This is a genomic window from Methylobacterium thuringiense, from assembly GCF_022179645.1.
Lineage (GTDB): Bacteria > Pseudomonadota > Alphaproteobacteria > Rhizobiales > Beijerinckiaceae > Methylobacterium > Methylobacterium thuringiense.
The window spans coordinates 152,755-175,461 of the sequence record NZ_BPRA01000008.1 but is presented as its reverse complement, the minus strand read 5'-3'; the positions used below and the strand labels follow the sequence as shown (position 1 = coordinate 175,461).

At 69.3% G+C, this 22,707-nt stretch carries 21 protein-coding genes; 7 read left to right on the top strand and 14 right to left on the bottom strand.

Annotation, left to right across the window (positions count from 1 at the left end; genetic code table 11):
* Positions 1–3: 3 nt before the first annotated feature.
* On the bottom strand, positions 4–1,836 hold the full coding sequence (gene edd / locus MFF07_RS09730) for a phosphogluconate dehydratase (RefSeq protein WP_238231714.1): 1,833 nt from the start codon (positions 1,834–1,836) through the stop codon (positions 4–6).
* A 140-nt stretch (positions 1,837–1,976) separates the two neighbouring features.
* Entirely contained in the window at positions 1,977–3,005 is a 1,029-nt protein-coding gene (locus MFF07_RS09725) for an Hsp33 family molecular chaperone (protein ID WP_147820299.1), read from the bottom strand.
* 271 nt (positions 3,006–3,276) lie between these two features.
* Between MFF07_RS09725 and MFF07_RS09720 the strand changes: the two genes are divergently transcribed.
* Complete coding sequence (locus MFF07_RS09720) at positions 3,277–3,756, top strand: hypothetical protein (RefSeq protein ID WP_238231712.1); 480 nt, start codon at positions 3,277–3,279, stop codon at positions 3,754–3,756.
* Positions 3,757–3,803: 47 nt separating this feature from the next.
* Positions 3,804–4,070: a hypothetical protein gene (locus tag MFF07_RS09715; RefSeq protein ID WP_147820283.1), complete on the top strand. Its 267-nt coding sequence runs from the start codon at positions 3,804–3,806 to the stop codon at positions 4,068–4,070.
* 112 nt (positions 4,071–4,182) lie between these two features.
* On the opposite strand, the gene gmk is transcribed toward MFF07_RS09715, so the two are convergent.
* From gmk to MFF07_RS09690, 5 genes are all read right to left on the bottom strand, one after another.
* The gene (gene gmk / locus MFF07_RS09710; RefSeq protein ID WP_147820281.1) at positions 4,183–4,854 is read right to left on the bottom strand and encodes a guanylate kinase; all 672 of its coding nucleotides are present in this window, start codon (positions 4,852–4,854) and stop codon (positions 4,183–4,185) included.
* Positions 4,855–4,897: 43 nt separating this feature from the next.
* Positions 4,898–5,773: a YicC/YloC family endoribonuclease gene (locus tag MFF07_RS09705; RefSeq protein WP_238231710.1), complete on the bottom strand. Its 876-nt coding sequence runs from the start codon at positions 5,771–5,773 to the stop codon at positions 4,898–4,900.
* A 153-nt stretch (positions 5,774–5,926) separates the two neighbouring features.
* Positions 5,927–7,333, bottom strand: coding sequence for an endolytic transglycosylase MltG (mltG, locus tag MFF07_RS09700; RefSeq protein WP_238231709.1), 1,407 nt, complete (start codon positions 7,331–7,333; stop codon positions 5,927–5,929).
* Between the two features lie 173 nt (positions 7,334–7,506).
* Positions 7,507–9,297 carry a hypothetical protein gene (locus MFF07_RS09695; protein ID WP_147818643.1) on the bottom strand — a complete coding sequence of 597 codons (1,791 nt, stop codon included), beginning with the start codon at positions 9,295–9,297 and terminating at the stop codon, positions 7,507–7,509.
* A gap of 7 nt (positions 9,298–9,304) precedes the next feature.
* The gene (locus tag MFF07_RS09690) at positions 9,305–10,564 is read right to left on the bottom strand and encodes a glycosyltransferase family 87 protein (protein ID WP_187272625.1); all 1,260 of its coding nucleotides are present in this window, start codon (positions 10,562–10,564) and stop codon (positions 9,305–9,307) included.
* A gap of 250 nt (positions 10,565–10,814) precedes the next feature.
* Here MFF07_RS09690 and MFF07_RS09685 point away from each other — a divergent pair, with 250 nt between their 5' ends.
* On the top strand, positions 10,815–12,317 hold the full coding sequence (locus MFF07_RS09685; protein ID WP_147818639.1) for an NAD(P)/FAD-dependent oxidoreductase: 1,503 nt from the start codon (positions 10,815–10,817) through the stop codon (positions 12,315–12,317).
* 125 nt (positions 12,318–12,442) lie between these two features.
* Here the strand turns inward: MFF07_RS09685 and fabF are convergent, their stop codons facing one another.
* The 4 genes from fabF to fabD all read right to left on the bottom strand — a co-directional run bounded on the left by fabF (position 12,443) and on the right by fabD (position 15,994).
* Positions 12,443–13,705 carry a beta-ketoacyl-ACP synthase II gene (gene fabF, locus MFF07_RS09680; protein WP_147818649.1) on the bottom strand — a complete coding sequence of 421 codons (1,263 nt, stop codon included), beginning with the start codon at positions 13,703–13,705 and terminating at the stop codon, positions 12,443–12,445.
* Between the two features lie 94 nt (positions 13,706–13,799).
* Positions 13,800–14,036 carry an acyl carrier protein gene (locus MFF07_RS09675; RefSeq protein ID WP_147045707.1) on the bottom strand — a complete coding sequence of 79 codons (237 nt, stop codon included), beginning with the start codon at positions 14,034–14,036 and terminating at the stop codon, positions 13,800–13,802.
* Positions 14,037–14,307: 271 nt separating this feature from the next.
* On the bottom strand, positions 14,308–15,048 hold the full coding sequence (gene fabG / locus MFF07_RS09670) for a 3-oxoacyl-[acyl-carrier-protein] reductase (RefSeq protein WP_147818637.1): 741 nt from the start codon (positions 15,046–15,048) through the stop codon (positions 14,308–14,310).
* Between the two features lie 13 nt (positions 15,049–15,061).
* Positions 15,062–15,994, bottom strand: a complete 933-nt coding sequence (fabD, locus tag MFF07_RS09665) for an ACP S-malonyltransferase (protein WP_147818635.1) — start codon at positions 15,992–15,994, stop codon at positions 15,062–15,064.
* 319 nt (positions 15,995–16,313) lie between these two features.
* On the opposite strand from fabD, the gene MFF07_RS09660 reads away from it, so the two are divergent.
* Together MFF07_RS09660 and MFF07_RS09655 are read left to right on the top strand one after the other, a co-directional pair.
* Positions 16,314–16,598, top strand: coding sequence for a DUF6894 family protein (locus MFF07_RS09660; RefSeq protein WP_147818633.1), 285 nt, complete (start codon positions 16,314–16,316; stop codon positions 16,596–16,598).
* 55 nt (positions 16,599–16,653) lie between these two features.
* A complete protein-coding gene (locus MFF07_RS09655; RefSeq protein WP_373322304.1) occupies positions 16,654–16,884 on the top strand; it encodes a DUF6894 family protein in 231 nt (76 codons plus the stop codon).
* Between the two features lie 57 nt (positions 16,885–16,941).
* Here the strand turns inward: MFF07_RS09655 and MFF07_RS09650 are convergent, their stop codons facing one another.
* The 3 genes from MFF07_RS09650 to MFF07_RS09640 form a co-directional block, all read right to left on the bottom strand.
* Positions 16,942–17,127 carry a hypothetical protein gene (locus tag MFF07_RS09650; protein WP_187272624.1) on the bottom strand — a complete coding sequence of 62 codons (186 nt, stop codon included), beginning with the start codon at positions 17,125–17,127 and terminating at the stop codon, positions 16,942–16,944.
* 309 nt (positions 17,128–17,436) lie between these two features.
* Entirely contained in the window at positions 17,437–18,159 is a 723-nt protein-coding gene (locus MFF07_RS09645) for a carbonic anhydrase (RefSeq protein WP_210245151.1), read from the bottom strand.
* Between the two features lie 109 nt (positions 18,160–18,268).
* Complete coding sequence (locus MFF07_RS09640; protein WP_238231707.1) at positions 18,269–19,375, bottom strand: HD-GYP domain-containing protein; 1,107 nt, start codon at positions 19,373–19,375, stop codon at positions 18,269–18,271.
* 494 nt (positions 19,376–19,869) lie between these two features.
* Between MFF07_RS09640 and rpoZ the strand changes: the two genes are divergently transcribed.
* The gene (rpoZ, locus tag MFF07_RS09635; RefSeq protein ID WP_147818630.1) at positions 19,870–20,283 is read left to right on the top strand and encodes a DNA-directed RNA polymerase subunit omega; all 414 of its coding nucleotides are present in this window, start codon (positions 19,870–19,872) and stop codon (positions 20,281–20,283) included.
* A gap of 196 nt (positions 20,284–20,479) precedes the next feature.
* Positions 20,480–22,705, top strand: a complete 2,226-nt coding sequence (locus tag MFF07_RS09630) for a RelA/SpoT family protein (RefSeq protein WP_147818629.1) — start codon at positions 20,480–20,482, stop codon at positions 22,703–22,705.
* The last annotated feature ends 2 nt before the right edge of the window (positions 22,706–22,707 follow it).

Here is a 22,707-nt window from a genome sequence, read left to right as displayed (position 1 = left end):
GCGCTAAAGCCCCGCCGCCGCCAGCATCGCCGACGCACCCTGCTCCGCTCCGTCGGCGCCGTGGCGCATGAAGGCGAAGAGCTCGCGGCCGGTGCCGAGGCCGTCGGCCGGCGGCAGCGCCTCGTCGCGCGCCTCCCACTCGGCGGGATCGACCAGCGCTTCGAGCACGCCGTCCTCGGCCGAGAGCCGGATCACGTCGCCGTCGCGGATGCGGCCGATCGGGCCGCCGCCGACGCCTTCGGGGCTGAGATGGATCGCCGCCGGCACCTTCCCCGAGGCGCCGGACATGCGGCCGTCCGTGACGAGGGCGACCTTGAAGCCGCGATCCTGCAGCACGCCGAGGGGCGGGGTGAGCTTGTGCAGTTCCGGCATGCCGTTGGCGCGCGGCCCCTGGAAGCGCACCACCACCACCACGTCCTTCTCCAGTTCTCCGGCCTTGAAGGCGGCGATGACGTCGTCCTGGTCGGAGAAGACGCGGGCCGGTGCTTCGATCGTCCGGCGCTCCGGCGTCACGGCGCTGGTCTTGAAGGTAGCCCGGCCGAGATTGCCCGTGACGAGGCGCATGCCGCCGTCCGGCTGGAATGGGTTGGCGGGCTTCCTCAGCATGGTGTCGTCGAGGCTGTCGGCGACGGCATCGTCGTAGACGAGTCCGTTGTCGTCCTGGCCCGACAGCTTCGGGTCGCGGGCATGGTCGCGCAGCGTCGTGCCCGAAACGGTCAGGATATCATCGTGCAGCATGCCGGCATCGATCAGGCTGCTGATGACGTAGGACATGCCGCCGGCGGCGTGGAAGTGATTCACGTCACCCGAGCCGTTCGGGTAGACGCGGGCGATCAGCGGCACGGCGCCCGAGAGCAGGTCGAAATCCTCCCAGTCGACGACGATGCCGGCGGCGCGCGCCATGGCGGGGATGTGGATGGCGTGGTTGGTCGAGCCGCCGGTGGCGAGCAGCCCGACGATGGCGTTGATGATCGCCTTTTCGTCGATGCAGCGGCCGAGCGGGCGGTAGTCGTCGCCGCCCCAGCCGATCTCGGTGAGCCGGTGGACGGCGGCGCGGGTCACCGCCTGACGCAGCTTGGTGCCGGGGTTGATGAAGGAAGCTCCGGGCATGTGCAGGCCCATCACGTCCATCATCATCTGGTTGGAATTCGCCGTGCCGTAGAAGGTGCAGGTGCCGGCCCCGTGATAGGAGGCGGACTCGCTCTCCAGGAGTTCCGCGCGGCCGACCTTGCCCTCCGCGTAGAGCTGCCGGATGCGCTGCTTCTCCTTGTTGGCGAGCCCGGAGGGCATCGGGCCGGCCGGGATCAGGATCATCGGCAGGTGGCCGAAGCGCAGGGCGCCGATCAGCAGGCCGGGCACGATCTTGTCGCAGATGCCGAGCAGCGCCGCGCCCTCGAACATGCCGTGGCTCAAACCCACCGCCGTCGCGAGGGCGATGGCGTCGCGCGAGAACAGCGACAGCTCCATGCCGCGCTGCCCCTGGGTGACGCCGTCGCACATGGCGGGCGTACCGCCCGCGACCTGCGCCGTGGCGCCCACTTCGCGGGCGAAAAGCTTGATCTGCTCCGGGTAGCGTCCGTAGGGCTGATGGGCCGAGAGCATGTCGTTGTAGGCGGTGACGATGCCGATGTTCATCGCGCGGCCCGCGATGATCGCCGACTTGTCCTCGCCGGAGGCCGCGAAGCCGTGGGCGAGGTTGCCGCAGGCGAGCATCGGGCGGTGGACGCCGGCCTCGCGCTCGCGGTCGATCATGTCGAGATAGGCGCGGCGGCCGTCGCGGGAACGCGCGACCACCCGCTCGGTGACGGCTGCGATCACGGGGTGAAGGTCGGTCATGCGATCCAAGCCTCGCTCGCGGATCCGGCAGGGAGGCCCTCTTGCAAGATCGAGGCGAGCAAGATCGAGGCGGGGGCCGATGCGTCAGGCCGTGGTCCGTTCGCTAACATGGAACGGATCCAGGCAGGATCACAGCCCCGTCACTGCAGGCTCTCGGAGCTGTCCGCCGCAGCCTCGGGATCGCCCTCGGCCTCGGCGGGGTCGACGACGTAACGCTGCGAGCAGAATTCGCAGGTGATGCCGATCCGGCCGTCGTCGGCGACCATGTCGCGCCGCTCCTGTTCGGAGAACGAGCGGATCATGCCGAGCACCCGCTCGCGCGAGCAGCGGCACTGCTCGACCAGGGGCTGCGGATCGAACACCCGCACGCCGCGCTCGTGGAACAGGCGGTAGAGCAGCCGCTCGCTCGACACGGCCGGATCGACGAGTTCGTGATCCTCCACCGTGCCGGCAAGCGAACGCGCCTCGGTCCAGGCATCGTCCTCGGGCAGGTTGTTCTCGTCCATCAGCGCGTGACCCTCGGGTGCGTCGCCGGGCGGCAGGTCGGCCTGCCGCATCCGCTCGGGCGAGGACGGCAGGAACTGCATCAGCAGGCCGCCGGCCCGCCAGCGGCTCACCCCGCCCTCGACCTGCTCGGCCACGGCGAGCCGCACGCGGGTCGGAATCTGCTCGGACTGGCGGAAATACTGGTGTGCGGCCTCTTCGAGACCCTGGCCCTCCATGGCGACCACGCCCTGATAGCGGCTCTGGCTCGGCCCCTGGTCGATGGTCATGGCGAGGTGGCCGTGGCCGATCAGGTCCGAGGCCTTGGCCTTCGCACCGAGAGCCGTGACGCGGGGCTCGTCGAAGCGGGCCGTGGCGCGCAGGCGGTCGGGCGCCTCGAAATCGACCACGATCATCTCGACCGGACCGTCTGTCTTGGTCTGGAGCTGGAAGCGACCCTGAGACTTCAGCGAGGCCCCGAGCAGGGCCGTCAGCGCCGCCGCCTCGCCGAGCAGCCGCGCCACCGGATCCGGATAGCCGTGGCGGCGCAGGATCCTGTCGAGGGACGGTCCGAGCCGCACGGCGCCGCCCCGCAGATCGAGCGATTCCACTGCGAACGGAAGGATCGCGTCGTCATCGCCTTCGAGGGTGGCGGCGGAGGTCGCCGGGGCCTGTCCTGAACTCATGACGTCTCCGTGGGCCGGCTCCGGCCGGATCGCGTGATCGCTGGACATGAACGGCACCTCGCGCGGGTCTGCGGCGATCGCGCTGTGCATAGCGGGGGGCGGGTGGGGCGCGCAAATCCGGCGCAAGCCGGGATATGGGTGCCGACGCGCCGCTTTTCGAGGCGATTGGGACGTGGCGGCAATGACAGGACCCGAGGGCCGTGCTTCGTGACGCGCGGGATCGCAGGCTCGCCGGCCTTGCGAGGCCGACCGCGTCCCGGAGTGCCGTCCGATGAAGCTCGCCGTTCTCGCCGCCGCGCTCGCGGCTCTCGCCTGCCTGTCCGCCCAGCCCGCGCTTGCAGCCGAGGCGGATACGCCGGCCGATCTGCTCCGCGCGCTCTACGCCGCGTACCCGGTCGCCGCCGGGCGGACCCCGCCCGTGCAGGATCGGCCGAAGGCCTGGTTCGGCGAGCCGCTGCTCGGCCTCGTACTGCGCGACCAGGCGGCCGCGAAAGCCTCGGGCGAGCCGGGTGGGCTCGATTTCGACCCGATCTGCGCCTGCCAGGACGATACCGGCCTGCGCGGCGTCGCCATCGCGGCGCAGGACGAGGATGCCGTGCGGGCGAAGGCGGTCGTCGGATTCCGGATCGGAGCGCAGGCGATCAGCGTGCGCTACCGCCTGGCGAGGACCGAGGCCGGTTGGCGCATCGTCGACGTCGGAACGGACGACGTGCCGAGCCTCGTCAAGCATCTGCGACGGTTTTCACAGTGAGGCCGGCATCCTTCGCGGCGTCCGCCACAACTCAGGAATTTTCCACCATGTCCCCGATCCGACGCCGTCTCCGCCTCGCGGTTCTGCTGACCGCTTTCGCAGGGGTCGCGACGCCCGCCATGGCCGAGTCGTGCAGTGCCGAGATAGGCCGCAAGGAGGCCGCGCGTCTCGTGGAGCGCTGCCTGGAGGTCTCCCCGGCAACGCGGCCACCCTGCAACGCCACGAACGCCTGCTCGCTCATCGAGAGCGAGGTCGTTCGGGGTTGCCGGATCGTGGCCGAGGACGCGCCGGGCTGGTGCGCCGAGTACCGTTAGAGCATCGGCCCGAAAAGTGGCCTCCGGTTTTCGGAAAAGCCGATGCAATACAAAGACCTAGAGCATCGTCTTGGATCCTATATCCAGGGCGATGCTTTAGCCAAACGCGGTATCACACCATGCTCGCGGGTTCCGCGAGCATGCCGTCGACGAAGCCGGTGAGCCCGGTGCGCCGGACGCGCTTCAGGCGCTCGGCCTCCAGGATCGATTTCAAGGCGCGGAAAGACTCGTCGAGGTCGTCGTTGACGATGACGTAGTCGTACTCGACCCAGCGCTGAATCTCGTTGCGGGCGTTTGCGAGGCGCTTCTCGATGGTGGCGGGCGAATCCTCGGCCCGGCGTTCCAGGCGGTGCCGCAGCTCCGAAAAGCTCGGCGGCAGGATGAACACCGTGACGACGTCGTCCTGCAGGCGCTCGCGGACCTGACGGGTGCCCTGGTAGTCGATGTCGAAGATCATGTCCCGGCCGCGCGCCAGCGCCGTCTCCACGGGCCTGCGCGGCGTGCCGTAGAAATTGCCGTGGACCTCCGCCCATTCGAGCAGATTGTCGCGCTGGCGCAGGTCTTCGAAGGCCTCGCGGCTGATGAAGCCGTAATGGCGACCGTCGATCTCGGACGGGCGGCGCTGCCGGGTCGTCACCGAGATCGAGAGGTCGAGGCCCCAGCCGCCGTCGTCGGCGATGGCGCGGGTGAGCGTGGTCTTGCCCGCGCCCGAGGGCGAGGACAGGATCAGCACCAGCCCGCGCCGCTCGATCTCCGTGTGCGGCACTGTCGCGATGGCGGTCATCGTCCGTAGTCTCCGGGCGCCGGCATCATCATCTCACGCACGCTCACTCGACGTTCTGAACCTGCTCGCGGAATTGCTCCACCACGGCCTTCAAGTCGAGTCCGATCCGCGAGAGCGCGATGTCGTTGGCCTTGGCCGAGAGCGTGTTGGCCTCGCGGCCGAGTTCCTGCGCCAGGAAATCGAGCCGCCGGCCGATGGGGCCGCCCTTCGCCAGCAACTCGCGGGCCGCGGCAATGTGGGCACGAAGCCGGTCGAGCTCCTCGCGCACGTCGGCCTTGGCCGCGAGCAGCACCGCCTCCTGATGCAGGCGGTCCGGATCGAGGCCCCCGTTCTCCACGAGCGCCGCGACGGCGGCGGCGAGGCGGGCGCGCACGGCCTCCGGCTTGCGGGCGGGGCAGGCGTCGGCGGCCTCGGTGAGGCGCTGGATCTCGGCGAGCTGGCCCTCGACGATCGTCGCGAGCTGCCGCCCCTCGGCGCCGCGTGCCTCGACGAGGTCGGCGACGAGGCGCCCGGCCGCCGCCGCGAGATCCCGGTCGAGGGCGTCGCGGTCCGTTCCCGCCTCCTCCTCCGCCTCGATCACGCCGCGGATGCCGAGAAGCCCGTCGAGGCTCGCTGGCCCGAGGCCGGCCGAGAGCGGCACCCGCGCGATCGCGGCGGCGAGATCGGCGAGCAGCGTTTCGTTGATCCGCACCCGCGGCGCGGCCTCGGGGCGCGTGAGGGTGAGGGAGAGCTGGCACTGGCCGCGCGACAGCGCCTTCTGCAGGGCGGTGCGGGCGGCCTCGCCCGGCCCGTCGAAGCCGTTCGGCACGCGCACCCGGACGTCGAGGCCGCGTCCGTTGACGGAGCGAACCTCCCAGACCCACTGCACCGGACCCGTGGTGCCGGCGGCGCGGGCGAAGCCGGTCATGCTGGTGATCATGATGGTGGGCGCGGCCTTCTTGAGACGGGTTCGTCGTCACCGTCTGGAAAGCGCGCCTCATACCACCGGCGCCCGCCTCGCCCAAAACGAAGCCGGCCTCACGTCCTGCGGATGGTTCCTTGGGAACTCCCAGGCGTCGGCGACCTCAACGGATCACGGGTTCTTCATCTGCGGCACGGTCTTGGGCGAGCTCAGGTCGTAGCTGCGGTTCTTCAGGGGATCGAGCTTGGTGCCCTCGGAGGCGTCGAAGGCCTTCGAGCGGCGGCCGTTGGCGTCCGGAGCCCCGCCGTCGGCGGCGAAGGCCGCGTTGGAGCCCGGGGCGTAGGCCGAGGCGCGGCCCGGTTGGCCCGGCTGGGCCGCGTTCGGCTCGCCTGCTGCCGGGTCGACCTTGTCGACGCCGCCTGCATCCGGCTGCGGCGATTGCTGGCGGGCCCGCTCGACCTGGCGCCAGCGGGTCACGTTGCGCTGGTGGCCTTCCAGGCTGTCGGCGAAGGCATGGCCGCCGGTGCCGTCGGCGACGAAGAACAGGTCCTTGGTGCGCGACGGGTTGGCGACGGCTTCCAGCGCGGCGCGGCCGGGATTGGCGATCGGGCCGGGCGGCAGACCCTCGATCACGTAGGTGTTGTAGGGCGTGGCCCGCTCGATCTCGGAGCGCTGGATGCCGCGCCCGAGCGTGCCGCGCCCGCCGACGAGGCCGTAGACGATGGTCGGGTCGGATTGCAGCTTCATGCGCTTGTTGAGGCGGTTGACGAAGACGCCTGCGACGCGGGGGCGCTCGTCGGCCCGGCCGGTCTCCTTCTCCACGATGGAGGCGAGCGTCACCATCTCGGCGGGGGTCCGCACCGGAACCTCGGCGCTGCGGCGCTGCCAGATCTGGTTCAGCACCTCGCGCTGCTTGGCGCGCATCAGGTTGACGATCTGCTGGCGGGTGGCGCCGCGCTCGAACTTGTAGGTGTCGGGCAGCAGGGCGCCCTCGGGCGGGATCTCGTTGATCTCACCGGTCAGGATGTCGTTCTCGTTGAGGCGGCCGACGATCTGCTCGCTGGTGAGTCCTTCGGGGAAGGTGATCGCGTGCTGCACCTGCCGGCCGGAGGTCAGGGTGTCGATGGCCTCGTCGATGCTGGCATGCGCCTTGAAGACGTATTCGCCATGCTTGAGCGGACCCTTGCCGCGGAAGCGTGCGGCGAGCTCGAACAGGGAGGTGTGGTTGATCACGCCCTCCCGGCTCAGCGTCTCGGCGATCTCGCTGGTGCCGCTGCGGTTGGGGATCACCACGACCTTGTCGGTCGCGAGCGGCCCGGGTTCGCGGAGTTCGCGGTTCACCAGGGTCAGGGCGATCATGACGCCGATGGCCAGGACGACGGACAGGGTCATCAGGCCGCTGATCATGCCGAGCAGGCCGCCGCGTTCGCGCCCGGGCTCGTCCGGCGGCGGCGGTGCGGCGGTGGGCTTGAGCGCCTCGCTCGGGCTGCGCGGCGACAGCCGCTGCGGCAGCGCCGGGCCGCCCGCGTCGTCGGAGCCCGCATGCGCGGGCGGGGGCGTCTTGCTTCTGCGGAACATGGACAATCCTGCTCTCGTCCCGCGCCGTCGGCCCCCGGTCCCGACGGGCCGGATCCTCTCGGATCAACGCGGGCGCGCTAGCCCACTCTGATGGGGTTTTGTGGCGAAAATCGAGTTTGCGCGGCGGCGTAGCGAATGCGCAACAGCCCCCTGCCGCATCCGGGAGGGCGCCGTCAGCGAATCCGCCACGCCTTCAGGGCGGAGCCGTCGAGCGGGACCGGATCGAGCCAATCCGCCGTCGTCTCGCTGCGGGCGAGCCGGGCCGTGAAGGCCTTTTCGGTCTTGCCGGGACAGACGGCGAGGTAGGTCGCGCCGGTTGCCGCGGCCTGCCGCCGGACCTCGTCCTCGCTGCCGTCGGCCACCGCGAGCCCGGCGCTCAGCCCGGCGATGGCGCGGTGATACGGGGCGGCGGCGATGGCATGCGGCGTGTGCACGAGGAGGTACGGGCCGAGATCGATCGGCGCGAGCACCGTGCCTGCGGGAAGTCCGGCGAGTACCCGGAATGCCGGCGGCTCCGAGCAGGCCTCCGCCTGGTTCGCCGCCGCCGGATCCACCTGCCGGATGTCCGCGAGCCGCTCGATGAGCCGTCCCCCGAGGAGCCAGACCGGCGCGTTGAGCGCGATGACCGCCACGAGGAACGCGACCCGCTTGACCGTGCCCTCCGTCGGCCGGCCCGCCAGGGTGAGGGCGCGGTCGAGGCAGATGCCGCCGATGATCGGGACGAAGGCGGAGGCGACGTAGAGCCCGCGGAGCTGGAAGAGGGTCTGGACCGCGCCGATCGCGAGGAAGAGGCTCGCGACGACGAAGAGACGCCGATCGGACCTCTCTCGGAAGGCCAGGAGGATGGCGATGCCCGTCGCCACGATGAGCGAGGCGGCGAAGCCGAGACCCTCGGCCGGATGGTCGCGCAGCATCGCGACCAGGGGCTGCATTTCCCGGACCTGGTAGAGCCAGTTCGCGCGGACCGCATCCGGCATCCCGGTGAACGGGCCATGCAGGCAGGACGGGAACAGGACGACGAAGCCCGCGCAGCCCGCGGCGCCGATTCCGGCGGCGAGGGCTGCCCGGGACACCGGCGTCATCGGTCGCAGAGCGAAGGCCCCGGCTGCCAAGACGGCACCGGTGCCGGCGAGCCAGAGCCAGGGCGGGGAGAGGGCGTCGCAGGCATCCGTCGCCCAGAGCGCGGGCGCCGTCTGCAGGCCGAAGAGCAGGGTCGCGCCGAGACCGAGGCTCGCCCCGAACCCGAGCAGGACCGGCAGCGCCGGGCGGCCCGCGCGGATCCAGTCGGCGGCGACGACGAGGCCGGCAAGCGCGATCGGCGGCATCGCCTCGAGCCCCACCGCCATGGAGCAGGCACAGAGAGATCCGGCGAGCGCGCCCGTGCGCCATGTGCGCCGCGATCGCATCAGGCAGAGGCCGGTGCCGAGCAGGAAGACGATCTGCAGGTTGTGGTGATCGATCCGCCCGGGGGCGAACTGCATCATCAGCACGATGGTCTGCGTCGCCGCGAAGAGGGCGAGGATCGCCGCCCGGCCGTTGACCAGCCCGCGCACGCCGCGGACGAGCACCAGGGCGTAGACGGCGAACAGCAGCGGAGGCCAGAAGGCCGTCGTGATGCGTTCGGCGAGCGATGGGCCGACGAGCGGCGTCAATCCGGCGATGGCGGCGGCCATCGGCGCATCGACCAGCCGCGACCAGTGGCTCGCCTCTCCGGCGGGCGGCAGGAAGCGGTGCTGCACCATGTCGAACCAGGATTGCCCGGCGACGAGGTCGCGCACCTCCGCGAGCCGCATGGCGTCGTCGGTGTCGGGGAGGCGCAGGCCCTGCAGCGCCGCGACGAGACTGCCGGAGCCGTAGCAGGCGAACAGGCCGATGCCCGCGAGCAGCCAGGGGATGGCGGGGCTGTCGACGAGGCGACGCGGCGGCGGCGATGTCGCGTCGAGGGAGGAAGCTGCGGCTGTCATCGTGGGCTCAGTGTGCCGGCATCGGGTGCGGAGCCGGGGCACGCGACGCCGCCGTTCCGCGGAGGATCTCGGCGAGGACCGTCAGGTAGAAGGCGAGGAGCGCGACGGGAGCGATCCCGATCCCCAGCATGTTGAGCGGCATCATCACCACCGGGATCAGCCAGGCGGCCAGCAGCCGCGGGCTCACCGCATCGGGGGACGGTCCGACGAGCCGCCAGACGATCACGGCGGCGATGGCCGTGAGATCGTAGTTGAAGGCATAGGGCGTCAGCAGCGGCACGGCGCAGACGACGAGGGTCGTGCGCTGGACCGGATCGGAGGTGCGCCGCACCGCCCAGACCGTGGCGACGAGAACCGGCACGGACACGGCGGCCTGGATCGCCCAGGCGGCCCGGTCGGGCAGGCCGAAACTGCGGGCGCCGGCATAGACCGAGGCCATCATGCAGGGAAAGAAGCCCTCGAATCGCACCAGGATCGCGAGCAGGAAGCTCCGCACGGTGGTCAGGTGCTCGTACCAGGGCTCGATCCCGAATGCGGCAACCGAGACGGCGACGAGCGCCAGCGCAGTCAGGCAGGCCGAGACGATGGTGCGCCAGGCCCCGAGGGCCACGAGGACGAAGGGCAGAACCAGCCCGAGATGCGGCTTGTAGGTCAGCAGGCCGAACAGCACCCCCGCGAGCCAGGGCCGCCGGTCCAGGGACAGCAGGCCGCCGACGAGCAGCGCGCCGGTGAGAAAGCCGTTCTGCCCGCCCACGGTGTTGATCAGGCAGGCCGGCGCGACAAGGAGTAGGAGCAGCGCCCTCGGCCGCTCGGACGGCGCCACACGGGAGAGCGTGACCGCAGCGAAGGCGGCGAAGAGCAGGATGGTCCAGGCGCCTAGGGCCCAGAAATAGGGGAGCTGCGCGAACGGCCACAGCATCAGCAGCGCGAAGGGCGGATAGCTCCAGTTGTGGAAGGGCAGCGGTGTGCCGAAGACCCGGCCGATCGCCTCCGCATAGGCTTTCAGGTCGGTCAGGATCGCGAGTTCGCCGCCGAAGGCAAGGTGCGGGCCCACCCAGTTGTTGATGAAGTCGCGTCCGATCGGATGACCGGTGACATCGAGGCCGCCCGAGGCGGGCCAATAGAATTGCAGGACGATCGGCAGGATCGCGGCGAGGCCGAGCCCGGCGAAGGCGGCCTGGGCGACGGTGCGGACCCGCGCGGCTTTCCGGCGTTCCGCACCGGCCGTCGCATCGTCCGCCGGACCGAAGGGCGCATCCAGGATCATGGCGTGTCTCCTGGCGGCGGCGGGCATGTTCGGCCTCGGCCTTCGACGTCGCCGTGGGAGGCGAGCAGCCTCGTGAGGCTACGGTGCGAGCCTTAACGAAGTCCGATCGGGGGCTCCGGACACGAGGCCGGACCGGCCGATCGCACCGAACGCAACGGCAGGTGAGGCGGCGTTTACCAATCGCGCATTAGAACTTCGTTCACGACGTCGACCGGCCGCCGCCGCACTCGTACGCGTCGCGGAGTTCTCGATGAGCCACCACACCGAGACGCTGGTGATCGGCGCCGGACCGGCCGGGCTGACGGCCGCCTATCTTCTGGCGAAGGCGGGCCGCGAGGTCACGGTGCTGGAGCGCGACCCGGCCCAGGTCGGCGGCATCAGCCGCACCGTCTCGCACGAGGGCTACCTGTTCGACATCGGCGGGCATCGCTTCTTCTCAAAGTCGAAGGCGGTGGTGGACCTCTGGGACGAGATCCTGCCGAACGACTTCATCGACCGCCCGCGCCTCTCGCGGATCTTCTACAAGGGCAAGTACTACGCCTACCCGCTCAAGGCCTTCGAGGCCTTGAAGAATCTCGGTGTGATCGAGAGCGCCGCCTGCGTTCTCTCCTACGCCTATGCCCGCGCCAAGCCGGTGAAGGATCCGAAGACCTTCCACGAGTGGGTGCGCAACCAGTTCGGCGAGCGGCTCTTCTCGATCTTCTTCAAGACCTACACCGAGAAGGTCTGGGGCATGTCCTGCGACGCGATCTCGGCCGATTGGGCCGCGCAGCGCATCAAGGGCCTCGACCTCGCCTCCGCCATCGTCGACGGGGTCTCCCGCTCCCTCGGCCTGCGCCGCAGGCAGAAGGCCGGCGGCCCGGTGATCAAGACGCTGATCGAATCGTTTCGCTATCCCCGCCGCGGCCCCGGCATGATGTGGGAGGCCGCCGCCGAGAAGACCCGGGCGAACGGCGGCAAGGTGCTGCTCGACCGCGGCGTCGAGCGTCTGACCTGGGATGCACGCCTCGGCCTCTGGACCGTCACCGCGCGCCGCGGCGACGGCAGCCTCGAAACCCATACGGCGAAGAACCTCGTCTCCTCCGCCCCGATCCGCGAGCTGGTGGATTCGATCCGCCCGACTCCGCTCTCGATCTTCAACGCGCGCTCCCTGAAGTACCGCGACTTCCTCACCGTCGCCCTGATCGCCAAGGCGCGCGAGGATTTCCCGGACAACTGGATCTACATCCACGACCCGTCGGTGAAGGTCGGCCGCGTGCAGAACTTCCGCTCGTGGTCGCCGGAGATGGTGCCGGATGCCTCGCGCACCTGCCTCGGCCTCGAATATTTCTGCTTCGAGGGCGACGGGCTCTGGAACGCGCCGGATTCCGAGCTGGTGGCGCTGGCCAAGCGCGAGATCGCGCAGATCGGCCTGCTCACGGAGGACGACGTCGTCGACGCCTGCGTCGTGCGCCAGCCCAAGGCCTATCCGGTCTACGACGAGGACTACAAATCCCACGTCGACACCATCCGGCGCGACCTGGAACGCGGCTATCCGAGCCTGCACCTCGTCGGCCGCAACGGCATGCACAAGTACAACAACCAGGACCACGCGATGATGACCGCGATGCTCACGGTGAAGAACATCGTCGCGGGCGAACGCCTGTTCGATACCTGGTGCGTGAACGAGGACGCGGAGTACACCGAGGCCGGCGTCTCGGGGGCCCAGGAGGCCCTGGCGAGCGAGCGGCTGGTGCCGCGGAAGGTGGCGTGAGGCCGCCACCTCCTCTTCCGCACAGGGGGAGAAGGCTTGGTGGCTAAGTGTCTCTCACAAAACTCTCGCTGCACCGTTGGCGCCAGAGAGAGAACTCCCGGTGATCGGGAGTTTTGTGAGGTGCACTAATCCACCCGCCGCATCACCAGCGACGCGTTCGTCCCGCCGAATCCGAAGGAGTTCGACAGCACGACGTCGACCTTCTTGCGCTTCGCCTCGTGCGGCACGAGGTCGATCTTGGTTTCGACGCTCGGGTTGTCGAGGTTGAGCGTCGGCGGCATCACGCCGTCGCGGATCGTCAGCACCGAGAAGATCGCCTCGACCGCGCCGGCCGCGCCGAGCAGGTGGCCGACGGCGGATTTCGTCGAGGACATCGCGACCTTGGGGGCGGAGTCGCCGAGCAGGCGTTCGACGGCCTTGAGCTCCAGCTCGTCGCCGGCCGGGGTCGAGGTGCCATGGGCGTTGATGTAGTCGATCTGGCTCGGCTGCAGGCCGGCGCGCTTGAGCGCGGCCACCATGCAGCGATAGCCGCCGTCGCCGTCGGGCGAGGGCGAGGTGATGTGGTAGGCGTCGCCCGAGAGGCCGTAGCCGACCACCTCGGCGTACATCTTGGCGCCGCGCGCCTTGGCGTGCTCGTATTCCTCCAGCACGACGATGCCGGCGCCCTCCCCCATCACGAAGCCGTCGCGATCCTTGTCGTAGGGCCGGGAGGCGCGGGTCGGGTCGTCGTTGAAGCCGGTGGAGAGCGCCCGGCAGGCGGCGAAGCCCGCGAGCGCGAGGCGGTTCACCGGCGATTCGGTGCCGCCGGCGACCATCACGTCGGCATCGCCCAGCGCGATCAGCCGGGCAGCGTCGCCGATGGCGTGCGCGCCGGTGGAGCAGGCCGTGACGACGGAATGGTTGGGGCCCTTCAGGCCGTGCGCGATCGAGACCTGGCCCGAGGCGAGGTTGATGATGCGGCCGGGGATGAAGAACGGGGAAATCTTGCGCGGACCCTTCTCGTGGAGGGTGATCGACGCGTCGTAGATGGAGCCGATGCCGCCGATGCCGGAGCCGATGAGCACGCCGGAGGCGCACTGGTCCTCGTAGGTCTGCGGATGCCAGTCGGCGTCGTCGAGGGCCTGGCCGGCGGCGGCCATGGCGTAGACGATGAAGGGGTCGACCTTGCGCTGCTCCTTGGGCTCCATCCAGCGATCCGGATTGAAGGTCCCGTCGGAACCGTCGCCCAGCGGAATGGTGCAGGCGATCTTGCAGGCGAGGTCGTCGACCTCGAAGGCGGTGACCTTCGAGGCGCCGCTATCGCCGGCGACCAGACGGCTCCAGGCATGCTCGACGCCGCTCCCCAACGGCGACACGATCCCCAGCCCCGTCACGACCACCCGACGCATCATGCTATCCCGAACCGATCCCCGTCATCACCGGAAACGCCCGGAGCGGGAGACCGGTTCGACCCGCCCGGGCGTCGTGCCTTGCAGTTCGGCCTCAGGCCGAGTTCTTCTCGAGGAACTTGATCGCATCGCCGACCGTCTGAATGGTCTCGGCGGCGTCGTCCGGGATCTCGACGTTGAACTCTTCTTCGAACGCCATCACCAGCTCGACCGTGTCGAGGCTGTCGGCGCCGAGATCGTCGATGAAGTTCGCGCCTTCGGTCACCTTCTCGGGCTCGACGCCCAGGTGCTCGACGACGATCTTCTTCACGCGCTCAGCGATATCGCTCATCGTTTTTTGTCCTCGTCTTCTCAGATCGATGGTGAAGGCGCCGTGGCCACCCGTCCCGCTCAGGGGATCTTGTCAGGTAGCCGGTGTCCGATCGCGCGTGTTCTCGCAAGCCGTAACCCGCTGAACCGTCAACTCCCCTCGCACGGCTGAGCCGGGTGTTAACACAGGGCTTTGGCTCTGGCGAGAGCGGGTTCAGAAACCGTTCATCGCCGTGGTTTTCGGGTCGTTTGCGCTCTGAACGCGATGCTGCGGAGCAGCAAAATCCGCATGTTCAATACATCGCCATGCCGCCGTTGACGTGCAGCGTCTGGCCGGTGACGTAGGCGGATTCGTCGGCCGCCAGATAGACCGCCGCCGCGCCGATTTCGGCGCCGGTGCCGAGACGGCCCGCGGGCACGCGGGCGAGGATCCCCTCGCGCTGCTTCTCGTTGAGCGCATCGGTCATCGCCGACGTGATGAAGCCCGGCGCGATGCAGTTCACCGTGATGCCGCGGGTGGCGACTTCGGCCGCGAGCGCCTTGGTCATGCCGACGAGGCCGGCCTTGGCGGCGGCGTAGTTGACCTGACCCGGATTGCCCGTGGCGCCGACGACCGAGCCGATGTTCACGATGCGGCCGTGGCGGCGCTTCATCATCCCCCTTGTGGCGGCCCGCGACAGCCGGAAGGCCGCGGTGAGGTTGACCGCGATCACCGCGTCCCACTCGTCGTCCTTCATCCGCATGGAGAGGTTGTCGCGGGTGATGCCGGCATTGTTGACCAGGATGTCGAGCCCGCCGAGGGCGGCTTCCGCCGCCGGCACCAGCGCCTCGACGGACGCCTTGTCGGAGAGGTCGGCCTCGACCACCGCGACGCGCTCCCCGCCGAGTTCGGCCGCGAGTTCGTCGAGCACCGCCCGCCGCGTGCCGGAGAGCGCCACGTGGGCGCCCTGCGCATGAAACGCCCGGGCGATGGCGCCGCCGAGACCGCCGGTGGCGCCGGTGACGAGGGCCTTGCGGCCGGTCAGATCGAACATCGTCAAATCATCCTCAAGCGTAGGCGGCGACGTCGTCGGCCGTGCCGATGGCGCCGGCGGTGGCTCCCGGCGCGATCCGCTTGACCAATCCCGTCAGGACCTTGCCGGCGCCCAATTCGTAAAAGCGGTCGACGCCGGAGGCCGCCATGGCGGCAACGCTCTCGGCCCAACGCACGGTGCCGGTGACCTGCGCCACCAGTGCCTCGCGGATCGCCTCCGGATCGCTCAGCGGTCCGGCGGTGACGTTGGCGTAGATCGGCACCGACGGCGCCCGCATCGAGACCTGACGAAGCGCCTCGCGCATGGCGTCGGCCGCCGGACCCATCAGACTGCAGTGGAAGGGGGCGGAGACGTTGAGCAGGATCGCGCGCTTGACGCCGCGCTTCTGCGCGATGGCCACGGCGCGCTCGATCGCATCCTTGTGGCCCGACAACACGACCTGCCCCGCGCCGTTGTCGTTGGCGACGCCGCAAACCCGACCCTCTGCAGCCTCCTCGGCGATGGCGTGGGCGGTGGCGAGGTCGGGGCCGATCAGCGCCGCCATGGCGCCCTCCCCCGGCGCCACCGCACGCTGCATCGCCTCGCCGCGGATGCGCAGCAGCCGGGCGGTGTCGGCGATCGAGAAAGTGCCGGCGGCGGCGAGCGCGGAATATTCGCCGAGCGAATGGCCGGCGACGCAGGCGGCGTCCCGGGCGATGTCGAGACCGCGCTCGCTTTCGAGCGCCCGCACCACCGCGAGGCTCGCCGCCATCAGGGCCGGCTGGGCGTTGGCCGTGAGCGTCAGCTCCTCGACCGGCCCCTCGAACATGATGCGCGAGAGGTTTTCGCCGAGGGCGTCGTCAACCTCGGCGAAGACGTGGCGCGCCGGCTCGGAGATCGCGGCCAGCGCCTTGCCCATGCCGACGACCTGGCTGCCCTGGCCGGGGAAGATGAAGGCTCGCGTCATGACGTTCGGTCCGTCTCGTGCCGCATCGCCGCGCGCTGCGCCGACGGGTCGGCGGGCGCGGCCTCAAGGCGCGGCGCACTCGCATCGCAGGCCGCGGGTGTCAACAATGCAACGCACAAGCCCGGCGGCGGCCCATCGCGATCGCCTCCACAGCGAGGCGGGCCGCGACAGGACCGGGCGCTTCCCAGTGCCGCGGGTGAGGGCAAGCGCTATCTTAATCGTGGAGACTGGGCTACAGAAGTATATCGTCAGCAACTCGTATCGGGCGCTGATGCCTGAGAGATGAGTGTGCTCCCGCCTGAAAGATTCAGGGGGGCGTATGCCGCGCTATTATTTCGATATCGACGACAGCATTTCGATCCATGACGAGCAGGGGCAGGATTTTTCGGATTCCGCCGCCGCTCAAGCGGAGGCGTTCCGTCGGGCTGCGGTCTATGGCGGCGACCCGGCCAATCTCGAGAAGAGCGGCGTCATCGTCGTCACGGTTCGGGACGGACCGGATTCGGTGGTGGTGCGGGTTCGCCTGATCTGTCAGGTCGACGATCGGAAACCCGGTGCCGGCGCGAATTCGGGCGTGCAGGGATCGATGCCGCATGTCGCATAGTTGGTGAAGCGATGCCGAGGGCAGCCCGCCCTCCGGCAAGACGCAACCCTTGGGTATGCTTCTTTATTTCTTCGACATCAGCGGCAGCGTCCGGATCGCTGACAAGACCGGGCGGCATGTTCGCGATTCGCTCGACCTGCGCGCTCAGGCCCTGATGGAGGCGGCGAGCGTCGCCGCACGCGAATCCCGTCACGGCAAGGAAGCGGAGATCGTCGTGACGGTTCGCGACCTCACGGGCGCGGTCTGCCTCAGGGTTCGCATGTTGTCCCAGGTCGACGTTCCATAAAGCGCCTTCCGGCCAAGTGGTTGCCGCTTGGTCGAAAAAGCGCGTCACGACAAAAGCTTAGGGACGCCGAGCCGATGCGGTCGGATCGGATACGGCTCCAGCAGTCAGCGTCTGGCGTTCCAGCTCGATCATCAGCATCTCGACCAAGGTCCGCACCCGCAACGGCGCGTCGGCGCCGACCAGCCTTTCAAGCTCCTGGCAGAGCCTGATGATCTCGGACATGTCTTTGGATTCGTCGGACATTCGGCCTCGCACGGTGCGACGGTCACGGATCTGCGCGCCGGGAAATAACGTCACGACGGAACGCTAAGTTGCAAGCCGCGTCGGCGGGTTTCATCGTGGATCACGACCGTACGATCGCGCCCGCAAGCATCGAGGCCAAGATACGGACGGCCATGTCAGGATTCGCGTGCATCGGATCGCCGCCTGAACGTTCGACACCGCCCCGATCTTGGAGAACGAAACGATCGACGCGTCACCGGAAAGCTTGCCGATCGGTCGGGTATCCTACGGAGCGGCCGGCTTTATATCTGTTGCGATCACATTCTTCGCTCAGGCTTCGTCGAAGAAGTCCACGCCGCCGGTGTCGAGGCTGTAGGCGGCACCGACCACGCGCAGCTGCCTGTGCTCCAACGGATCGATCAGGGCCGGCTCCGAGGCCGTACGCAGGCGCGAGACGATGCGCGAGACGTTGGCCCGGACCGCGTTCTCGACGAGATCGCCGGGCTTGTCCCTGACCGAGAGCACCGCCGGCACGATCGGCTCGATCATCCGTCCGATGGCGCCGGGATAGACGGTGTTGTTCTTTACGACGTCCACGGCGGCGAGCACCGCGCCGCAGCGGCTGTGGCCCATCACCAGGATCAGCGGCACGCCGAGTTGCGAGACGGCGTACTCGATCGAGCCGAGCGCCGCGGTGTCGACGGTGTTGCCGGCGTTGCGCACGATGAACAACTCGCCGAGCCCGCGTCCGAACAGGATCTCTGGCGAGACGCGGGAATCGGAGCAGCTCACCAGCACGCAGAACGGCGTCTGCGCGAGCGCGATCTCGATGCGGCGCTCGCGGCCCTGGACGGCGCGCACCGGGCTGTCGGTGGAGAAGGACCGGTTGCCGTCCTTCAACGCCTGCAGCGCCCGATCGGGCGTCAGATCGGTCTTCTTGTGGGAGAGTTCCGCGGCGAAGCCGGGCCGTGGAAGCGCGGTTGCCGCGAAGCAGCCGAGCCCGGCGGCGCAGCCGCAGCTCAGGAAGGCGCGTCGATCGAGCTGCTGGCCCACGGTGCACTCCCTCGTCGGATCGAACGACGGCGCTTCCTGTCCCGAAAGCCGTCCCGGACGGTAGCGTGCGGATCGCGGGTTGTAACCCGGATTCGCCCGGCCCGCCGCTTCAGCCCGCCGCCGCAGGTCTGCCGAGGCCGACGACGATCGATTTGGCGAAGGCGTCGACGAGGCCGGCCTCCAGCTTGCCCTCCATGCTCTGGAGGACGCGCAGGGCCTCGCTCTCGGGCATCGGCGCCTTGTACGGCCGCCGCTCGATCAGCGCCGCGTAGATGTCGCAGATCGTGAGCAGACGGACCGGATCGCCGATCGCCGACCCGCTCAGGCCGTCCGGATAGCCCGAGCCGTCGAGCATCTCGTGGTGATGGCGCGTCACCGCCAGCGTGATCGCATCGCAGGAGCCCGACGCCAGCAGGATCTCGTGCCCGATGGCGGCATGCGTGCGCATCACGGTGCGCTCGTCGGGATCGAGCCGGCCAGGCTTGTTCAGGATCGCCGCGGGGATCCGCGACTTGCCGACGTCGTGGACTAGCGCGGCGCGCACCATGCGCTGGGAATCGCCGCCCGACAGGCGGAGCGAGCGTGCGAAGCCGGCCGTGAGGCCGGCCACGAGCAGGCAATGCTGAAAGGTGATGTCGTCGTGCATGCGCACGACCTCCAGCCATCCGGTCAGACCGCCGTCCTTGACGGCGTCCATCACCGGATCGAGCCCGCGCTCGACCTCCTCCATGTCGATGCCGCCGGTCTCGGCCGTGTGGAACATGCTGTTGATGAGCTCGCCCGTGCGCGCGACGTGACGCCGGACGATGAGTTCGGCGATCGTGTCCTCGGGATGGATCTGACGGAACAGGGCCTCCACGACGACGCTCGGGTCGAGCGTGGCGGGAAGGCAGGCCGTCGCCCCCAGGGACTGCGCCTCGTGGACGGCCGCCGCCTGGCTGCTGCGCACGAGATGGATCGCCGGCAGACGCCGCCCTTGGAGGCGGCCGAGCAGCCTGTTGAGGCAAACGCGGGTCTCGGATCGCGTCGGCGTGACGTCGGCGATGATGCCGATGGTGGCGTCGAGATCCGCCCAGTGCTCCTCGACCCCGGCCAGACGGCAATCCGCGACCGGCGCGACGGCTTCCGCGAGATGGCGGCCCCGATCGGGCCGGTCGCTCAGAACCACGACGTTTCCGCTCGCCATCAGGCTTCGGTTCGCGTGCGTTCCCTTCATGTTTGAGCCTTCGTTCCATGGTGGCGTCGCGCTCTTGTGAGCCGAGATGGTTTTCAGAGCGTTCTCGTCGGCGGAGAAAGGCGCGTCCGCGATCGCGTCAAGATTCTGCTCCCCGAATACCGCAATCCTGCGGTCGTCCGGCAGGATCGGATACTTGAAGTAAAGCTTTGCTGCCGCGTCTCGAAACATCGCGAGAAATCCAGCAACGGCTCGAAAACCATGTATCGCAGTATCACGAATTCCGTCGTGTCGTCGACGGAGCGTCGCGGGCGAGCCGTCTTGCGCGCAGCTCTCCGAGATCCGTTCGGCGCGCCGACATTCGGGATCGAAGTGCATTTCCGGTGTCTGCGCACCCGAACGCCGCGTTCCGTCGGCCCGGGCCCGGAGCCCCCGGTCCGACCGGCGCGGGCCGCGCTTGTTGCAGGGCCGCATCGGGTGTAAGGAGCTGGTTCATACCGCAACACTCCGTATACCTTGGGAAGGGGCCGCTCCGCATGGCTCGCGTCACCGTCGAAGACTGCATCGAGAAGGTCGAGAACCGGTTCGAGCTGGTGCTGCTCGCCAGCCACCGTGCGCGCCTGCTCGCCTCCGGCGCCCCGCTGACCGTCGATCGCGACCGCGACAAGAACCCCGTCGTGGCGTTGCGCGAGATCGGCGACGCGACCATCACGGCCGACGACCTCAAGGAGCAGCTGATCCATTCGCTGCAGAAATACGTCGAGGTCGACGAGCCGGAGGCCGAGACCGTGCCGCTGCTGTCGAGCTCGCCCGCGGCCGCATCCGTTGCGCCGCCATCGGCCAACGGCGACGAAAGCGCGCCGAACTTCGACCGCATGAGCGAGGAAGACCTGCTCCGCGGCCTCGAGAACCTCGCGCCGCCGACCGAGACCGACGACGAGGGCGACTGAGCCGCCGCGTTCACACCGCGATGTCTGAACGAGCCCGGTCGCAAGGCCGGGCTTCTTCGTTTCGGCCTTCCCGGTGTGTCGGCCGCATAAACGCGACCCCATATCCACGCGATCGTGTCTGGTGCCGGGCGCGCCGATGCGGGAATACTCCCGCTTTCGGGTCTCTGGCCGTGTTTGCGGAAGGTGATGTCGGCGGATGATGCGCCAGTACGAACTCGTCGAGCGGGTCAAACGCTACAACCCGGCCACCGACGAGGCTCTCCTCAACCGAGCCTACGTCTACGCGATGCGCGCCCACGGCACCCAGAAGCGGGCCTCGGGCGATCCCTTCTTCGCACATCCGCTGGAAGTGGCCGCGATCCTCACCGATCTGCGGCTCGACGATGCCACCATCGTCGCGGCCGTCCTGCACGACACCGTCGAGGACACGGCGGCGACGCTCGAGGAGATCGGCCGGCTGTTCAGCCCCGAGATCCGGGCGCTGGTCGACGGCCTGACCAAGCTCAAACGGCTCGACCTCGTCTCGAAGCGCGCCGTGCAGGGCGAGAACTTCCGCAAGCTCCTGCTGGCTGTGGCCGAGGACGTGCGCGTGCTCCTCGTGAAGCTCGCCGACCGCCTGCACAACATGCGCACCCTGAGCTTCATGAAGCCCGAGAAGCGCGCCCGCATCGCCGAGGAGACCCTCGACATCTACGCGCCGCTTGCCGGCCGCATGGGCATGCAGGAGCTGCGCGACGAGCTGGAGGACCTCTCCCTCCAGAACCTCAAGCCGGAGGTCTACGCCACCATCGCCAAGCGGCTGGAGGCGTTCTCCGAGACCTCCCGCAGCCTGATCGCGACCATCGAGAAGGATCTGACCGCGCGCCTCGCGGTGCGGGGCATCCCGGCCGAGGTGAAGGGGCGGCTCAAGAAGCCCTATTCGATCTGGTCGAAGATGGAGCGCAAGTCCGTCGCCTTCGAGCAGCTCTCCGACATCGTCGGCTTCCGCGTCGTCGTCGGCACCACGCCCGAATGCTACGGCGCGCTCGGCGTCGTCCACACCAGCTGGCCGACCGTGCCCGGCCGCTACAAGGACTACATCTCGACGCCGAAGCAGAACGACTATCGCTCGATCCACACCACGGTGATCGGGCCGAAGCGCCAGCGCGTCGAACTGCAGATCCGCACCTACGCCATGGACGAGATCGCCGAATACGGCATCGCCGCGCATGCGCAGTACAAGGAGGACGGCGAGCGCGACGACGCCGAGAACCGCCCGAGGCTGGCCACCGAGAGTGGGGCCTACCAGTGGCTGCGCCGCACCATCGAACTCCTGGCCGAGGGCGATTCCCCGGAAGAATTCCTGGAGCACACCAAGCTCGAACTCTTCCAGGACCAGGTCTTCTGCTTCACGCCGAAGGGCCGCCTCATCGCCCTGCCCCGCGGCGCCACGCCGATCGACTTCGCCTATGCGGTGCATACCGACGTCGGCAACTCGGCGGTGGGGGCCAAGATCAACGGCCGCATGGCCCCGCTGCTGCACGAACTCGCCAACGGCGACGAGGTCGAGATTTCCCGCTCGGACGGCGCCTCGCCGCCGGCCGCGTGGGAGTCCCTCGTCGTCACCGGCAAGGCCCGCGCCGCCATCCGCCGCGCCACCCGCACCGCCGTGCGGCGGCAATATGCCGGCCTCGGCCGCCAGATCCTCGATCGCGCCTTCGAGCGCGCGGGCAAGAGCTTCACGGAGGAGAAGCTGCGGGGCTCCCTGCCGCGGCTCGCCCGCGCCACGCCCGACGACGTCTTCGCGGCGGTGGGCCGCGGCGAGATGTTCTCGGGCGACGTGGTCAAGGCGGTCTATCCGGACTTCAAGGATAACCGCAGCACGGGCTCGCCGGGCTCGGCCCAGGGCGGCGCCGACGGGGCCGGCCGGCTCAGCCGCAAGGACCAGACGATCCGCCTGACCTTTCCCGAGGGCGGGGCCGTGCCGGACGCAGGGATCCCGATCCGCGGCGTCGCCGGCGACCTGCCGGTGAGCTTCGCCCCGAATGGCGGTGCGGTGCCCGGCGACCGCATCGTCGGCATCCTGACGCCCGGCATCGGCGTGACGATCTACCCGATCCAGTCGGCGGCGCTCGCCGATTTCGACAACGAGCCCGAGCGCTGGCTCGACGTGCGCTGGGACGTAGAGGCCGGCTCCAACGAACGCTTCCCCGCCCGCCTCATGGTGGAGTCGATCAACGAGCCCGGCGTGCTGGCCCAGATCTCCCAGGTCATCGCCGACCACGACGGCAACATCGACAACGTCAAGATGACCCGCCGCACCCAGGACTTCACCGACATCGTCATCGATCTCGCCGTCTGGGACCTGAAGCACCTCAACGCCATTGTGATGGAATTGCGGGCGAAGCGCTCGGTGAGCCGGGCGGAGCGGATGAACGGGTGAGG

What these genes read in the sequence shown, in the direction of transcription:
- edd (WP_238231714.1), bottom strand. Translation starts at nt 1,836, where the DNA reads ATGACCGACCTTCACCCCGTGATCGCAGCCGTCACCGAGCGGGTGGTC.
- MFF07_RS09725 (WP_147820299.1), bottom strand. Translation starts at nt 3,005, where the DNA reads ATGAGTTCAGGACAGGCCCCGGCGACCTCCGCCGCCACCCTCGAAGGC.
- MFF07_RS09720 (WP_238231712.1), top strand. Translation starts at nt 3,277, where the DNA reads ATGAAGCTCGCCGTTCTCGCCGCCGCGCTCGCGGCTCTCGCCTGCCTG.
- MFF07_RS09715 (WP_147820283.1), top strand. Translation starts at nt 3,804, where the DNA reads ATGTCCCCGATCCGACGCCGTCTCCGCCTCGCGGTTCTGCTGACCGCT.
- gmk (WP_147820281.1), bottom strand. Translation starts at nt 4,854, where the DNA reads ATGACCGCCATCGCGACAGTGCCGCACACGGAGATCGAGCGGCGCGGG.
- MFF07_RS09705 (WP_238231710.1), bottom strand. Translation starts at nt 5,773, where the DNA reads ATGATCACCAGCATGACCGGCTTCGCCCGCGCCGCCGGCACCACGGGT.
- mltG (WP_238231709.1), bottom strand. Translation starts at nt 7,333, where the DNA reads ATGTTCCGCAGAAGCAAGACGCCCCCGCCCGCGCATGCGGGCTCCGAC.
- MFF07_RS09695 (WP_147818643.1), bottom strand. Translation starts at nt 9,297, where the DNA reads ATGACAGCCGCAGCTTCCTCCCTCGACGCGACATCGCCGCCGCCGCGT.
- MFF07_RS09690 (WP_187272625.1), bottom strand. Translation starts at nt 10,564, where the DNA reads ATGATCCTGGATGCGCCCTTCGGTCCGGCGGACGATGCGACGGCCGGT.
- MFF07_RS09685 (WP_147818639.1), top strand. Translation starts at nt 10,815, where the DNA reads ATGAGCCACCACACCGAGACGCTGGTGATCGGCGCCGGACCGGCCGGG.
- fabF (WP_147818649.1), bottom strand. Translation starts at nt 13,705, where the DNA reads ATGCGTCGGGTGGTCGTGACGGGGCTGGGGATCGTGTCGCCGTTGGGG.
- MFF07_RS09675 (WP_147045707.1), bottom strand. Translation starts at nt 14,036, where the DNA reads ATGAGCGATATCGCTGAGCGCGTGAAGAAGATCGTCGTCGAGCACCTG.
- fabG (WP_147818637.1), bottom strand. Translation starts at nt 15,048, where the DNA reads ATGTTCGATCTGACCGGCCGCAAGGCCCTCGTCACCGGCGCCACCGGC.
- fabD (WP_147818635.1), bottom strand. Translation starts at nt 15,994, where the DNA reads ATGACGCGAGCCTTCATCTTCCCCGGCCAGGGCAGCCAGGTCGTCGGC.
- MFF07_RS09660 (WP_147818633.1), top strand. Translation starts at nt 16,314, where the DNA reads ATGCCGCGCTATTATTTCGATATCGACGACAGCATTTCGATCCATGAC.
- MFF07_RS09655 (WP_373322304.1), top strand. Translation starts at nt 16,654, where the DNA reads ATGCTTCTTTATTTCTTCGACATCAGCGGCAGCGTCCGGATCGCTGAC.
- MFF07_RS09650 (WP_187272624.1), bottom strand. Translation starts at nt 17,127, where the DNA reads ATGTCCGACGAATCCAAAGACATGTCCGAGATCATCAGGCTCTGCCAG.
- MFF07_RS09640 (WP_238231707.1), bottom strand. Translation starts at nt 19,375, where the DNA reads ATGAAGGGAACGCACGCGAACCGAAGCCTGATGGCGAGCGGAAACGTC.
- rpoZ (WP_147818630.1), top strand. Translation starts at nt 19,870, where the DNA reads ATGGCTCGCGTCACCGTCGAAGACTGCATCGAGAAGGTCGAGAACCGG.
- MFF07_RS09630 (WP_147818629.1), top strand. Translation starts at nt 20,480, where the DNA reads ATGATGCGCCAGTACGAACTCGTCGAGCGGGTCAAACGCTACAACCCG.